General features: G+C 38.5%; 20 protein-coding genes. 14 read left to right on the top strand and 6 right to left on the bottom strand.

From position 1 onward, the window contains the following. The first annotated feature begins 121 nt into the window (after positions 1–121). Both NSMS1_RS26840 and NSMS1_RS26835 read left to right on the top strand, forming a co-directional pair. A complete protein-coding gene (locus tag NSMS1_RS26840; protein WP_224087689.1) occupies positions 122–1,471 on the top strand; it encodes a 16S rRNA (cytosine(967)-C(5))-methyltransferase in 1,350 nt (449 codons plus the stop codon). Between the two features lie 57 nt (positions 1,472–1,528). Beyond that, positions 1,529–1,951: a TerB family tellurite resistance protein gene (locus tag NSMS1_RS26835; protein WP_224087688.1), complete on the top strand. Its 423-nt coding sequence runs from the start codon at positions 1,529–1,531 to the stop codon at positions 1,949–1,951. Positions 1,952–2,094: 143 nt separating this feature from the next. On the opposite strand, the gene psb35 is transcribed toward NSMS1_RS26835, so the two are convergent. Continuing rightward, positions 2,095–2,322 (bottom strand): photosystem II assembly protein Psb35, encoded by a 228-nt coding sequence (psb35, locus tag NSMS1_RS26830; RefSeq protein WP_224087687.1) that lies wholly within the window; start codon positions 2,320–2,322, stop codon positions 2,095–2,097. A 200-nt stretch (positions 2,323–2,522) separates the two neighbouring features. Then, positions 2,523–2,801, bottom strand: coding sequence for a hypothetical protein (locus NSMS1_RS26825; RefSeq protein WP_224087686.1), 279 nt, complete (start codon positions 2,799–2,801; stop codon positions 2,523–2,525). Positions 2,802–2,922: 121 nt separating this feature from the next. On the opposite strand from NSMS1_RS26825, the gene NSMS1_RS26820 reads away from it, so the two are divergent. Beyond that, positions 2,923–3,816: a LysR family transcriptional regulator gene (locus NSMS1_RS26820; protein ID WP_224087685.1), complete on the top strand. Its 894-nt coding sequence runs from the start codon at positions 2,923–2,925 to the stop codon at positions 3,814–3,816. An 18-nt stretch (positions 3,817–3,834) separates the two neighbouring features. Here NSMS1_RS26820 and NSMS1_RS26815 read toward each other — a convergent pair whose 3' ends face one another. Continuing rightward, positions 3,835–4,032, bottom strand: coding sequence for a hypothetical protein (locus NSMS1_RS26815; RefSeq protein WP_224087684.1), 198 nt, complete (start codon positions 4,030–4,032; stop codon positions 3,835–3,837). Between the two features lie 102 nt (positions 4,033–4,134). On the opposite strand from NSMS1_RS26815, the gene NSMS1_RS26810 reads away from it, so the two are divergent. Together NSMS1_RS26810 and NSMS1_RS26805 are read left to right on the top strand one after the other, a co-directional pair. Beyond that, the gene (locus NSMS1_RS26810; protein ID WP_224087683.1) at positions 4,135–4,431 is read left to right on the top strand and encodes a hypothetical protein; all 297 of its coding nucleotides are present in this window, start codon (positions 4,135–4,137) and stop codon (positions 4,429–4,431) included. Between the two features lie 99 nt (positions 4,432–4,530). Then, the gene (locus NSMS1_RS26805; protein WP_224087682.1) at positions 4,531–5,547 is read left to right on the top strand and encodes an LD-carboxypeptidase; all 1,017 of its coding nucleotides are present in this window, start codon (positions 4,531–4,533) and stop codon (positions 5,545–5,547) included. A 53-nt stretch (positions 5,548–5,600) separates the two neighbouring features. Here NSMS1_RS26805 and NSMS1_RS26800 read toward each other — a convergent pair whose 3' ends face one another. Further along, positions 5,601–6,494 (bottom strand): UTP--glucose-1-phosphate uridylyltransferase, encoded by an 894-nt coding sequence (locus tag NSMS1_RS26800; protein ID WP_224087681.1) that lies wholly within the window; start codon positions 6,492–6,494, stop codon positions 5,601–5,603. A gap of 237 nt (positions 6,495–6,731) precedes the next feature. Here NSMS1_RS26800 and infC point away from each other — a divergent pair, with 237 nt between their 5' ends. Together infC and trxA are read left to right on the top strand one after the other, a co-directional pair. Continuing rightward, positions 6,732–7,226 carry a translation initiation factor IF-3 gene (gene infC / locus NSMS1_RS26795; RefSeq protein WP_224095363.1) on the top strand — a complete coding sequence of 165 codons (495 nt, stop codon included), beginning with the start codon at positions 6,732–6,734 and terminating at the stop codon, positions 7,224–7,226. A 436-nt stretch (positions 7,227–7,662) separates the two neighbouring features. Beyond that, complete coding sequence (trxA, locus tag NSMS1_RS26790) at positions 7,663–7,995, top strand: thioredoxin (RefSeq protein ID WP_224087680.1); 333 nt, start codon at positions 7,663–7,665, stop codon at positions 7,993–7,995. Between the two features lie 136 nt (positions 7,996–8,131). Here the strand turns inward: trxA and NSMS1_RS26785 are convergent, their stop codons facing one another. Both NSMS1_RS26785 and NSMS1_RS26780 read right to left on the bottom strand, forming a co-directional pair. Then, positions 8,132–8,422: a hypothetical protein gene (locus tag NSMS1_RS26785; protein ID WP_224087679.1), complete on the bottom strand. Its 291-nt coding sequence runs from the start codon at positions 8,420–8,422 to the stop codon at positions 8,132–8,134. Positions 8,423–8,754: 332 nt separating this feature from the next. Continuing rightward, a complete protein-coding gene (locus NSMS1_RS26780; protein ID WP_224087678.1) occupies positions 8,755–9,060 on the bottom strand; it encodes an RNA recognition motif domain-containing protein in 306 nt (101 codons plus the stop codon). A gap of 456 nt (positions 9,061–9,516) precedes the next feature. Here NSMS1_RS26780 and NSMS1_RS26775 point away from each other — a divergent pair, with 456 nt between their 5' ends. The 7 genes from NSMS1_RS26775 to NSMS1_RS26745 all read left to right on the top strand — a co-directional run bounded on the left by NSMS1_RS26775 (position 9,517) and on the right by NSMS1_RS26745 (position 14,073). After that, on the top strand, positions 9,517–11,211 hold the full coding sequence (locus tag NSMS1_RS26775; protein WP_224087677.1) for a DUF3352 domain-containing protein: 1,695 nt from the start codon (positions 9,517–9,519) through the stop codon (positions 11,209–11,211). A 303-nt stretch (positions 11,212–11,514) separates the two neighbouring features. After that, positions 11,515–11,784 carry a hypothetical protein gene (locus tag NSMS1_RS26770; RefSeq protein ID WP_224087676.1) on the top strand — a complete coding sequence of 90 codons (270 nt, stop codon included), beginning with the start codon at positions 11,515–11,517 and terminating at the stop codon, positions 11,782–11,784. Between the two features lie 532 nt (positions 11,785–12,316). Further along, positions 12,317–12,568 (top strand): hypothetical protein, encoded by a 252-nt coding sequence (locus NSMS1_RS26765; protein WP_224087675.1) that lies wholly within the window; start codon positions 12,317–12,319, stop codon positions 12,566–12,568. A 125-nt stretch (positions 12,569–12,693) separates the two neighbouring features. Further along, positions 12,694–12,954: a hypothetical protein gene (locus tag NSMS1_RS26760; protein WP_224087674.1), complete on the top strand. Its 261-nt coding sequence runs from the start codon at positions 12,694–12,696 to the stop codon at positions 12,952–12,954. Positions 12,955–13,079: 125 nt separating this feature from the next. Beyond that, complete coding sequence (locus tag NSMS1_RS26755; RefSeq protein ID WP_224087673.1) at positions 13,080–13,328, top strand: hypothetical protein; 249 nt, start codon at positions 13,080–13,082, stop codon at positions 13,326–13,328. 126 nt (positions 13,329–13,454) lie between these two features. Beyond that, a complete protein-coding gene (locus NSMS1_RS26750; RefSeq protein ID WP_224087673.1) occupies positions 13,455–13,703 on the top strand; it encodes a hypothetical protein in 249 nt (82 codons plus the stop codon). A gap of 127 nt (positions 13,704–13,830) precedes the next feature. Next, complete coding sequence (locus tag NSMS1_RS26745) at positions 13,831–14,073, top strand: hypothetical protein (RefSeq protein ID WP_224087672.1); 243 nt, start codon at positions 13,831–13,833, stop codon at positions 14,071–14,073. The last annotated feature ends 96 nt before the right edge of the window (positions 14,074–14,169 follow it).

Raw genomic sequence — 14,169 nt, 5'->3', positions numbered from 1 at the left:
AGAATAGTAGATCGCCAAACCAAAAATTGTCTTATCAGCGTTTATCTGCGTTTATCGGCGGTTAATTTTATCCAAAGCTATCGCCACATCTAAGCATGATTACGCCCGGAACCCTTTTATCATGACAAACTCCCGCCAAGTTGCTTTTATTGCCCTACGAGATGTTCATAAAGGAGCTTATACAGATGTAGCTTTAGATAGAGTGTTGCACAAAGCTAATCTCTCAGATAGCGATCGCCGTCTAGTAACAGACTTACTTTATGGTAGTGTCAGGAGACAACGCACGCTTGATTTTATTATTGACCAACTCGCCAAAAAGAAATCTCACCAGCAACCAACAGAACTCCGCACTATCCTACATTTAGGTTTATATCAACTACGTTATCAAGAGCGTATCCCTGCTTCGGCGGCTGTAAATACTACTGTGGAATTAGCAAAAGATAACGGTTTTGCTGGACTGACGGGTTTTGTTAATGGTTTATTACGGCAGTATATTCGTTCTGATGAAGCGTCACCAGACTGGCTCAAGTTACCAGAAAATCCGGTGGAAAGGTTGGGAATTTTATACAGTTTCCCTGATTGGATTATACAAGTTTGGTTGGAACAGTTGGGTTTGGTAGAGACAGAAAAACTCTGTGAATGGATGAACCAAACACCAACGATTGATTTAAGAATCAACCCTTTGCGTACTTCTATAGAGGAAGTGGAGGCGGCGTTAAAGTCTGCGGGGATTTTGGCTAGGCCCATCCCTAATTTACCCCAAGCTTTACGATTAATAGGGAATACTGGCTCAATTCAACAACTTCCAGGGTTTAAGGATGGCTGGTGGGTTGTCCAAGATGCTAGCGCTCAATTAGTTGGTCATTTGCTTGACCCCCAACCGGGTGAGGTGATAGTTGATGCTTGTGCTGCACCAGGGGGGAAGACGACTCACATTGCGGAGTTAATTAAGGATAGGGGAACAGTTTGGGCTTGCGATCGCACTGCTTCGCGTTTGCGTAAACTGAAAGAGAATGCCCAACGTCTGAATTTACACTCAATTCAAATTTGCACAGGCGACAGTCGCAACTTAGAGCAATTTTACAATGCTGCTGACCGCGTTTTACTAGATGCTCCATGTTCTGGCTTAGGAACTCTACACCGCCACGCAGACGCACGCTGGCGACAAACACCAGAATCAGTACAAGAACTTTCGACGCTGCAACAAGAACTATTAGCACATACGTCAAAATTCGTCAAAGCAGGTGGTGTGCTGGTTTATGCCACTTGTACACTGCACCCGGCAGAAAATGAAGATGTAATTACGCAATTCCTTACTGAAAATACTGACTGGCAAATTGAGCCGCCAAGCCCTAATTCTCCTGATTCTTGCTACACTACACCCCAAGGTTGGTTGAAGGTTTGGCCCCACAATCAAGACATGGACGGCTTTTTCATGGTGCGCTTAAGAAAAACCAACGTTTCCGAATGATTACTATCAGGGATAGTACGATTTGATAGAAGCCTGAATCTCCCAGAGGAGGCAGCGATGGTAGCCGATTCCAAAGTGAAAAATTTAGTTAAAATTCTGATTGGTGCTGCTTGGATTGATGGCAAAATCCAACCAGAAGAAAGACAATGCTTGCGCGAGATAGCTCAAGCAAAAGGTTTGGCTAACGATCCTGAGATTAAGCCTTGGTTGTATGAGTTAGTAGCCGTCAAACCTAACGAATGTTACACATGGCTCCAAGAATACTTAGGCGATCGCCCCAGTCTCGAAGACTGCGAAAATCTGATCGAAGCCATTAGTGGTCTAATTTATAGTGATGGGGATGTAGCGATCGACGAAGCCAACCTCCTGACTAAAGTACAGGACATCGCCAAGCCCGATGAATCCAACCAGTCAGCCCATACTGTCCTATTGAAGCAAATCCAACAGCTTTATCGCCGTTGGGTAGAAGTTCAAAATTAACTATAGTCAAAAGTCCATAGTCCATAGTCCAAAATTAGCTGTTGACTAATGACCCTCCGGGTATGCCTCCGGCACGCCAAGGGCGAACACCAGTTCCCTACGGCGGGAGACCCGCCTACAGGACTGGACTCACTAATGACTAATTAAGACTTCGGTTCGCCCAGACCCGGAGTTTCTTCTTTTTCTACCTTGGGTACAAAATCAGGACGGTCTTTGCTTTCCCAACCTACAGGACGTTTAGAGTTATACCAAGCAATGGAACCAATTGTTACAGCCGCAATAAAACCGACTATATACACCAATGTAAAAGCTGTAGGGAACTGATACCCACCTGTAGCTACTGCATCTGCGGCTTGCATTAATATACGCATAAGTATACCTTCCTCATGTACGCAACACTTCTTAATAGATTATAAAAACAAGTGTATCATTGACATCCCCCCCCAGTTTGAAACATTGGGTATTACATAAGGAAGATGGGGGAGAGAAAGAGGCAGGGGGGCAGGGGGAAAAATCCTCTTCCTAGTCTCTTCTGCTTTTTGACTGTGGACTATGGACTATGGACTAATGACTAATGACTTCTATAAACCTGTTCTATCCACATGGCTATATCGGCTTGTGAACCTGAAGCAAAAGATTTACCTGTTATGGGGTCATAGGCGTACCAATATTGATTACCATAACGGTCTACTTTTTGTTTAACTTGAATTTCTTGTGGATTTGATATGATTATTTTTACTAATTTCTGCCAAATTTTATGTAATATTTCCCAGCCGTAATTATGTCTAAATCTTGTGCTATTTAAAGTTTCTCTGCCCTGAGATTCTAGACAAGTAATATCATCTTGCATAAAATTAATTGTGTGATTTGCTTAACAAATAAAACTTTAACAATGTCTCAATTAGTAATCAAATAATCGCGTGTATAGTTTATATAAATAGGATTTATAGATAAGAGAAAAATAATTGCTTATGAAAATTTCCCAACTTCGCGCTGTAGTTGCAGTAGCAGAGCGTGGTAATTTTAGTGAAGCAGCTTTAGATTTACAACTGACACAACCAGCCATTAGTCATGCGATCGCTACTCTAGAAGAAGAATTAGGTGTACCCTTATTTGCCAGAGGTCGTCACGGTGCGGTATTGACACCAGCCGGAGAACGCATTTTACAGCACGCTCGTCAAGCAATGCAGCATCTAGAAATGATGCAGTCAGAAGCTAACCTGCATAAAGGTTTACATGGTGGTCATGTGCGAGTGGCAGCTTTTCGGAGTGTTGCGACTCATCTATTACCAAAAGCGATCGCTCAATTTCATGACCAATTTCCCGAAGTTGCTGTCACAATTATCGAAAGCCTTTCTTATGTCGAAGTCGAGAATTGTTTACGCGAAGGACGCGCCGATATAGGTATTACATATTTGCCCTCAAGCGATGAATTTACAACTTGGGAAATGGTGCGTGATGAATATGTTGTTTTACTGCCACCAAAAGCTAAAATTAATAGTTCACAAATTACATGGGAAAATATTAGTAAATATTCACCTGTAATATTGTCTTGTCTACCTTGTGGTAAAGCGCTACATCAACACTTAAAACAATTAGCGCCTTCTTTGAACACTACCAGTAATATTCAAGAAGACTCTACGATTGTGAGTATGGTAAATCAAGGATTAACAGCAGCAATTTTGCCTCGTTTAGCGGCTGTACCAATTCCCTCTGGAGTGCAAGTTTATAGCTTACCAAATCCATTAGAAAGAGTTATGGGTGTAGCGATGCTTTCTCAATCTCTGCATATTCCGGCTGTGTTTAAGTTTCTAGAAATGCTCAAAGATTTTGATTTTTACACATTAGCTAAATACAGTTATTAATTAAGTTGGAAAATTATACTATTCCTTAACTGGAATCAAAATATCTGTTTGGGCAACTTGAAGATATACAGGCTCAGGAGTATTTAAAACATCGGGATTGTGGTTAGTAATCCAAGCTACACCACAATCAACTATATCTATCCCAGTTTCACCTTCATCAAAATTAACTTCAAATTGCCATGCTTCGTAAAGGGAATGGGGGATTTCAATAATCATGGTAAAAGAGCGATGGAGTTTTTGTTAAATTATACTGCGGTGGTTTCTTGTATTTAGCGATCAGCTACGCTCGGCGGAACACCATCGCTTAAAATTGCTCATATGAGAGCAAAAATTGAAAACCAAGTGCTATTTGTGCATCACGAGGACTTACCAGAGTTTAAAAAGGGTGGTTCGGTGGTGAGAAACTCTTATTTTTGGGCGCTACGTTCAATTGCTGGTAGAGCCTCACGTTATCGTGATTGGGAATATGAACCAGAAGTGTGGGTAGCACTGACGCGAATGTTGTTATCCTTTGCAGAGTCGGGATATTTAGGCTATCGAGAAACCACATTAGAGTTTCCCTTATCCCAAGGAGAAATTCCAGATGTGTTACGCAACGTCTCTACGTGGGAATAATTCAATTAAAAATTCAAAATTCAAAATTCAAAATTACTGAAAACTAATTAAATTATTCTCCCCTCTCTCCCTCATCTTCCTCATCTCTCTACTCTCAAAATGACATTCAAGCGTCGCCAATTTCTCAAAACTTGTGGTTTAGCTACTGTAGCCAGCCAAATTCCTCTACTTACTGCTCAAGGTGAGTCACCAAATATGATTATCAAACCACCGCGCTTAGAAGTAGGGGATACGGTGGGATTAATTGCGCCGGCTGGAATTTTTGAACCTCGATATATAGAAGTAGTCCAGCAATATCTGACTAACTTGGGGTTAAAAGCGAAGTTCGGTAAACATATTTTAGACCGTTATGGTTACTTAGCGGGTAAAGATGGCGATCGCGCTCAAGATGTTAATGATATGTTTGCTGATGATTCCGTTAAAGCAATTTTAGCTATGCGTGGCGGCTGGGGTTGTAATCGTATTTTACCCTTGCTCAATTACCCCTTAATTCGCTCCCATGCGAAAATTCTTATGGGTTATAGCGATATTACTTCTTTACTATTAGCCATTAATGCCCGGAGTCGAATTGTGACCTTTCACGGGCCTGTCGCTACATCCACCTGGACACCTTTTATGCTGGATTATCTCAAACGCATTTTATTTAATGGAGAAGCTGTAACATTAAAAAATACTAATTCCCCAGAGGGGAAAGTGCAAACAATAGTAACAGGAAAAGCCAAGGGTAAATTAGTAGGGGGTAACTTATCTGTTTTAACCGCAATGCTTGGTTCGCCATACCTACCAGTTTGGCAAAATAGGATTTTATTTTTAGAAGATGTAAATGAGGATATTTATCGGGTGGATAGGATGTTGACTCAGTTAAAAAATGCTGGAATATTAAATAGAATTTCAGGTTTTATTTTTGGTCAATGTACTGACTGTCAACCCAGTGAGGACTCCTCACTAACTTTAATGGAAGTATTACAAGACCATATCATTCCCTTAAAAATACCTGCTTGGTATGGTGCAATGATTGGTCATATTCAAGATAAATTTATTTTGCCAATTGGTGCAGATGTGGAAATTGACTCTGAGGCGGGGACAATACGCTTATTGGATGGTGTAGTTAGTTGAGAATTCGTAATGGGCTAACGCCCCGCTCCGCTAACGTAATTCGTAATTATCAGTTAATATTCATTACCAATAAAATCAATTATGGTTTGACGATAGGTATCTGGTAAACCTGTATCAAAACATTTGCCTTGAACGACATATCCAGTCATGCCTTCTGCTTGGCATAATTTATCTAAACAGGTTGTGACTTGAAACTCGCCACGATAGCGTAAATTATTATTTATGCTTTCTTCCAAAAAATCAAATATTTTCGGCGTGATTACATATAAACCAAAAATACATAAAAACTCATCTTCTGACATTCCTTCTACCTGCAAATGCTGTCGTGCATAATCAACACTAGGCTTTTCAGCTAGTTGTGTTACTCTCAGTAGAGAATTAAACTCTTTCCAAATTCCCCCCACACATCCAGCTTTGTTAATGATTGCGGCTGGCATGGTAGTTAAACTAACCACACTTTGATTTACTTGCTCATAGATTTCTACCATTTGTCGCGCACAAGATTTATCTATATCAGATTTATAAACATGATCGCCTAACATTAATAAAAATGGCTCATCGCCTACCCAATCTTTAGCACAATATACGGCATGACCATAACCTTCTTGTTCTGGTTGAGTTAATAACACAACCTTCTTACCCAAATCTTGTAGGTATTGGCTATATTCTTGATTCTGTGGTGAAAGTTTTTGCCAAAGTTCTGGTGTAGGTGGATTCTTAAATAATTCCGCAAAAACTGCTAAATCATCTGGCTGTACGACAATACCAATTTCTGTAATGCCAGCGCTAATTGCTTCTTCTGCGATCGCTAAAATTACAGGTTTGGCTCTACCATCTCTATCAACAATGGGGAATAGTGCCTTTTTTACAACCTTCGTGGCTGGAAATAATCTCGTACCAAACCCAGCAACCGGAATAACGGCTTTTCGCACCTTTTTTATTTGCATAAAGTATTTTGAATGTTATGTAAAAATATATTTCGATTGTAAAACTTCCGTTATGCTTGCAGATAATTTTTCTACTTCAATAGATTTAACTAAGTAGATTTAAAAACAGTCGTCATGTCTGTTTTTAGTTGATTTCACCAATGTCAACAATGAAGTAAAAATTTACAATGAACAAATAGATAGTACTGTGTTATCTTAGTAATACTTGCACTAGCAAGTATTGAAAATTAGGAGAAAATAATTATCGTAGTCCAAAAGCAGCTGATTAATTCACAAATCAAGTCCCCCCAGGTCTTCTTGATTGATCATGAAAATAACAATCGTGGTCTAATCGACACCCATGAAGCCCTACAATTAGCCCAAAGCGTAGAGCTTGACCTAGTTATAGTCTCTCAAAGCAAAGACACTCCAGTAGCGAAGATTGTTAACTATGGCAAGCTTCAGTATCAGAAGAAGAAGCGTCAAGGTCAAAGTGCTAGACCAACTGTAAAAGAAGTTCGATTCCGTCCTAACGTCGGTGCGGCTGATTATGATTTACGCATTTCTCAAGCACTTCAATGGTTGAGTAAAGGCGATTCAGTTAAGTTTGCTATTCGTCTACGAGGACGAGAAAATCAATATCGAGAGCAGGCTGGACAAATGCTAGAACGGATTGTGACTGATTTAGGTGAAGTAGGTAAAGTCCAGTCACTAGATAAACGTTCACTGATTGTTCAAATTATGCCAGCGTAAAGTATTCTCAGCGCTCTAGGCGGTGAAGCATAGAGCGCTAATACATTTTATGGATATTGATGCAGTTCACATCCCTACTTTACTAAATTGTATCAGTCAGAAAATAACACAGTATAACTATTCATTTCATGAGAATCTCTTTGTAGAGATAAAATTTTTAAGTATCGGTTGATAAAGTGTTTGTGCAGTAAAGCTAACTTATTCAACAAAATTAATATTTATATTGTTCAGTAGAAGGACTAGATTAAACTTAACTTGATAGCGCCGGGTTTCGACTGCGCTCAACCCTCTTCTCATAAGGTTAACGAGCATTGAGCGTAGTGGTCAGTGAGCTTGTCGTTCGCGGAGCGTCTCGCAGAGAAGTGTCGAAATGCGTCTTATAAATAATTGTGTCCACTTACTTACTAAAATTTTACTTTTATACAGGAAATAGATAATGTCTACTGATACAGTTGCTTATATTCAGGAAAATGAATTTGATTCACTTCTAGACGTAGAAAAAGTTCTTGTTGTTGATTTTACTGCTACTTGGTGTGGCCCATGCCGTCTTGTCAGTCCGTTAATGGATCAGCTTGCTGATGAATATAAAGACCGCGTTAAAGTTGTTAAGGTCGATGTAGATAATAACAAACCAATATTTAAAAGATTTGGGCTTCGTAGTATTCCAGCCGTATTAATTTTTAAAAATGGTGAGTTAGTAGAAACAATTGTTGGCGTTTCTCCTTATGAGCGGTTCAGCACTGCTGTTGATAAGCTTGTTGAACTATAGTTAGTTTGTATAAATTAGTAAGTGCAATTGATCAGCAATACACAAGGTAGATTAAGGTTTTCATGTATTGCTGATCAAGGCTAAATAAATACTTGCAGATTATTCTGGAAAAGTAATAGTACTATGGGCAGGCTGTCTAGTTTACATTAAGCTTCATGTCGCCTTGGATATTACTGATACAGAAATTAATATGAGAGCGGATAGCCTGCTCATAGACCTTAGTTTGCTGTGTACGAACACCTATTGGCTGATATACCAGCTTGATTTCGGGAAACTCACACCAATACATTAAAAAGATATCTTTAGCTGGAGTAATAATTTCGTAATTATTTTCTTGCTTTTTCTTTTTAAGCTTACAATTATTCAGATGTAATTTTTCTCTAAATAACTTTTCAAATTCTGGAATTGTATTTGAAGTGGTTTCCATAATTTATACACGTTAAAACGTGCTGTGAGAGCAAAGATTATCTTGTGGTTAAGGCTAGGTATTACACTTTTAACTACCTTAATTTAAACATAGTAATATCCAATTTTTCAGTACTTGTCAACTCATAAAATTTTGTTATTGCAAAATATTTGTCAGCGCTACGTAGGTCAAAAATTTAATCAATAAACAGCTTTTAGATTAAAAAGCTGAATTTCTCGCTAATTAATCCGAATTTTGTATTAAAAAAGCTCAAGCACAAATGCTTGAGCCAGTTCTAAATACAATAGATGTGCTGAATTAAGAGATTAGCTTCAAGCATTAATTAATAAAGCTTAGTAGCGGTTACGTCCACCATAGCTTCCTCGATTACCACCACCACCAAAAGAACCTCTATCTTCTTTGGGTTTAGCTTTATTAACTTTGAGGTCGCGTCCCATCCACTCAGCGCCATCAAGTGCTTCAATAGCGGCTGTTTCTTCAGCGTCACTACCCATTTCTACAAAAGCAAAGCCGCGCATCCGTCCTGTTTCACGGTCAGTAGGTAGCTGAACTCTTTTTACAGAACCATATTCTGCAAAAACAGCATTCAGGCTATCTTCTGTAACGTCGTAAGAAAGGTTGCCTACATAAACTGACATAGATTGTCTCCGAAATCATAGGTATGTGGAGATTTAGGTTTCGGAGAAAAGTCTGTAAATACCAAAAGGAAAAAGCCCGTCAATACTAAAAACAAACGCGGTCGCCGAATTAACTCTCACCTCCTAGTATGGCATAGCAATTAGATATCAGGGGGAATTGAGAAAAAGCGTTACATAAAGTTATGAAAGCAGAGGTTAGCGGCGATTATTTTTTTGCACACTGCTTAACTAGCATAACTTACAATTGCCCTGATCTATTTTTTGTATCATTTGCGGATTCTGTCTTCCTGCTTTTGAAGTATTTTTTTGGAGTAAATTTTTATTTACTGGTAAGCAAATTGCTGATTTTTACATAAAAACTCTTAAAAATGCGTAGAAATTAGAAATAATTCCGAAAAGTCTACAGTGACGTTTTTACTACTCTTGGTGACAATTTAAGCAAACGAGGAACAGACAATGCCCGAATCTAAGTCAAAACTGCTCATTCCTGTTGTTGGTGCAACTGTGGTTGTCGCCGGCAGTTTAGCCGCCTATATGTATTTGAGGGGGCCGGCTGGAGATAGCTCTGGTGCTCTAGGTAGTGCTAAACTAGTGCCTTCCACAGCATTAATGGCTACCTACATTACCACTGACCCGCAAGCTTGGGACAAGTTAAAGCAATTTGGTACACCTGAAGCTCAAAAGTTAATTGCTAAAAATTTAGAAGATTTTAATAAGCAAATCTCGAAAGAGGGCGATATCTCTTATGAAAAAGATATTAAGCCTTGGGTAGGTGGTGTGATGGTAGCTATGTTACCTCCCAATACAACCAAACCTGCCCAATCTAATACGACTACACCTGGAACAATTCCGCCGATCGCATCACAGCCAGAACCGCAAATTTTAATGGTAGTTGGGATTAAAGATAAAATCAGCGCTTTAAATTTTGGTAATAAATTAAAAGCACAAAAGGGGATCAAATCCCAAGAGAGTGACTATAAAGGCGAAAAAATTACAGAAACTAAACCAGCATCTGGACAGCCAACATACAGTGCTGTTTTAAATAACAGTTATATTGTGTTCTCTCCTGAAAAAGCACCAGTAGAAAGAGCTATAGATACTTATAAAGGTCAAGCATCTTTTGCAACTAAAGAAGGTGCCAGCAATATTCTCAGCAAGGGTACAGATGTCAAAAATTCTCTAGCGCAAATCTACATTCCTGATTATCCAGGAATGGTGAAACAACTGCTGGCTGCAAACCCCCAAGCAACTCAGATCAATCCACAGACTTTGAAACAACTCGAACAGGTAAAATCAATGGTGGCGGCTGTGGGTGTTGATGATGCGGGGATACGATTGAAAGCTGTTGCTAATTTAGACCCGCAACTAAATAAATTTCAATATCAAAGCACGCCATCAACAATATTAGGACAATTCCCGGCTGATACTTTTGCTCTTATCAGTGGACAAGGGATTAGTCGTAGTTGGTCAACCATTGTCGAACAATCACAAGATTATCCAGAATTTAAGCAGGCTTTAGAACAAGCTCGCGCTCAAACAAAATTAGTGAATATTGACCTGGATAAAGATATTTTTGGGTGGATGGATAAAGAATTTGCCTTTGGTGCTATTCCCTCTAACCAAGGTATATTAGCTAGTGTAGGCTTTGGTGGTGCTTGGGTAATTGATACAAGCGATCGCAAAACCGCAGAAGCCACATTAACTAAACTAGATACTCTCGCCAAAGCCCAACAAATCAGCATCACTACCAGAAAAATCGGTGGGAAAGACGTTACTGAATGGCAAATTCCCCAACAAGGAGCTTTATTAGCTCACGGTTGGTTAGATGACGACACTTTATTTTTAGCAGTTGGCGGCCCGATTGCGGAAACCTTGGCAAACTCTAAAACTCAAACTTTAGACAATAGTGATAACTTCAAAGCTATTGCTGGGTCTTTACAAAAACCAAATGGTGGTTACTTCTATCTCGATATGGATAGAACCATGACCTTAGTTAATCGTTTTGCTCAACAATCTCAGCAACCCATACCCCCAGAAGCTATCGCTATCCTCAGTTCCATTCGTGGTTTGAGTATGACTGCTAATAGCCCTGATAAATCATCAAGCCAAGTTGAGATGTTGTTAGCTCTCAAACCCAGCACAGCAAAGTAGAAATCATCTTCCATCAAATAATTTCCATAATACACTGCTTGTCACTTAGGGGCTTACGATTGTAAGCCCCTATTGATTTGTTATCTTCTTCCGCTTAATCGGTAGTTAGTTTCTTAAAACAAGGTCAGTAAATTACTGTTTTTATAGACAAAAATACTTCACTTTTGTCCTAAAAATTAAGAATAAAACCTTGATTTTATAAAATTCTGTCTCAAAATATAAGTGAGGATTTTATCCTTATAAAATAATCCTCTTTCTGATTAATGCTGCTAATTGAAATCGCTTAATTAAGGAGACAAACCAATGGTAAGAATAAAAATCTCTGACCTTTCAGCCGATGATGAAGGCAAGCAGATTAGTGAACTGACTGCTTGGGAAATAAAGAGAGTATATGCTGGTATGCCAAGAAGGTTTGGTACAGACTATTTATCTGATTCACCAAAAGAAACACCAACGGAAAAGCCATCAGAAAACTCAGGATTTTCACTTAACGGCATGAGTGGAAGTATTAGTGGTTTGATGGATAATCTAGAGGTACAACTTCGAGATATACGAAGCAGATTAGGAATTTGAGCTACTTTTCTATTTCTCATAACATAATATTCACTAATTCGTGTGTTCTTAACTGAAATTGATGTTAAGCACACGTTTTTTTTGAACATGAGGAACTTAAAGTTATCCATGTTCATCAGGAGCATTACATTTTGTATTACTTTAATACTTATTCCTTTTTACCGTATTGAGCTTTATTCCGCTATATATAGCTTCCCGCACAGGTAAGGTACAGAAAAATAACCACAAATGAATACTAATTCTTCTAGGAGCGCACATCTGTATACCTCTCTCGTAGGTGTGTCTCATTTCAATAAGAATGGCTATATCTGTTATTACTAAGGCAATTTATATATTTAGAAATCTAGGCTGGATTTAGTGAACATGAAAATACAATCTAGACATTTTTTATCTACTTATGTCTTTTAAATCAAGTTCTTAAGCTTGATTTTTCTAAAAAGAATAAATAAAAATTGAATCAACGGTTAAGCAATAAATAACTTAATCGCCTCAAGACAACAATTGAAAATAACAATTGATTTAGGAGTCAATCATGGCATTTATTGCTGTTAAAGAACTGCAAAATTCAGGCGCAGAATTATTCCAAGATTCTGAAAGCTTTCTCAGTGAATTGAACAATGTAGATACTACTGGTGTTCATGGTGGTGGCGATGGTTATTCTTCCGCTACCAATGGAGTTTTAGACTTCGGTTTGAAGGGTTTTGAGTTTGGTGCTATCACCTTTGGTGTTGATGCTATTGGACACTTAGTTAAGTCTTTTAGCAGCAATGGTGGTTGGTACTAATAATTCCGAACTGGTTACTTATAAGTAAGTAGCTTAACTGAAATTATTGCATTAGCTATTAAGAAAAATGATAGCTTAATCGCCTGCAATTTCTCAAAAAACAAAAACTAACTTAGGAGACAATCATGGCATTTATTGCTGTTAAAGAATTGCAAAATACAGGCGCAGAATTATTCCAAGATTCTGAAAGCTTCCTCAGTGAATTGAACAATGTAGATGCTACTGCTGTTCATGGTGGTGGCGATGGTTATTCTTCCGCTACCAATGGAGTTTTAGACTTCGGTTTGAAGGGTTTTGAGTTTGGTGCTATCACCTTTGGTGTTGATGCTATTGGACACTTAGTTAAGTCTTTTAGCAGCAATGGTGGTTATGGTCGTCGGTTCTAATAATTCCGATCTGGTTGCTTATAAGTAAGTAGCTTAACTGAAATGACTGCATCGGCGATTAAGAAAAATGATAGCTTAATCGCCTGCAATTTCTCAAAAAACAAAAATTAACTTAGGAGTCAATCATGGCATTTATTGCTGTTAAAGAACTGCAAAATACAGGCGCAGAATTATTCCAAGATTCTGAAAGCTTCCTCAATGAATTGAACAATGTAGATGCTACTGGTGTTCATGGTGGTGGTAGTTATTCTTCTGCTACTAATGGAGTTTTAGACTTCGGTTTGAAGGGTTTTGAGTTTGGTGCTATCACCTTTGGTGTTGATGCTATTGGACACCTAGTTAAGTCTTTTAGCAGCAATGGTACTTACCGCTAATTTGGAAATAATTACTCTGACATAAGTAAGTAGCTCAACTAAAATTATTGCACTAGCGATTAAGCAAAATGATAGCTTAATCGCCTGCAATTTCTCAAAAAACAAAAATCAACTTAGGAGTCAATCATGGCATTTATTGCTGTTAAAGAACTGCAAAATACAGGCGCAGAATTATTCCAAGATTCTGAAAGCTTCCTCAATGAATTGAACAATGTAGACGCTACTGGTGTTCATGGTGGTGGTAGTTATTCTTCTGCTACTAATGGAGTTTTAGACTTCGGTTTGAAGGGTTTTGAGTTTGGTGCTATCACCTTTGGTGTTGATGCTATTGGACACCTAGTTAAGTCTTTTAGCAGCAATGGTACTTACCGCTAATTTGGAAATAATTACTCTGACATAAGTAAGTAGCTCAACTGAAATTATTGCATCAGCGATTGAGTAAAATGATAGCTTAATCGCTTGCAATTCCTCATGAAAATAACAATTGGTTTAGGAGTCAATTATGGCATCTATTAATCTGACCGAACTACAGACAACTGGCTCTGAATTATTCCAAGATTCTGAAAGCTTTCTTCATGAACTTAATAATATAGATAATTCTGTTTATGGTGGTGATGATGGTTATTCTTCGGCTACCAACTTCGTTCTAGCGTATGGTATCAAAGGCTTTGAGTTTGGAGCTATCACTTTTGGTATTGATGCGATTGGACACTTAGTGAAGTCCTTTAGCTCTCATGGTGGTTAGTAATTTTTAATGGCTTACTTAGCTAGATTAAGTTTTTCACGCCTTAATCTAGCTAAAACTGTATTATTTTTGGCACAGAAAAAATGTTTGTTTAGT

It is taken from the genome of Nostoc sp. MS1 (assembly GCF_019976755.1).
Taxonomy (GTDB): Bacteria; Cyanobacteriota; Cyanobacteriia; order Cyanobacteriales; family Nostocaceae; genus Trichormus.
This window is presented reverse-complemented; position numbering and strand designations above follow the sequence as displayed.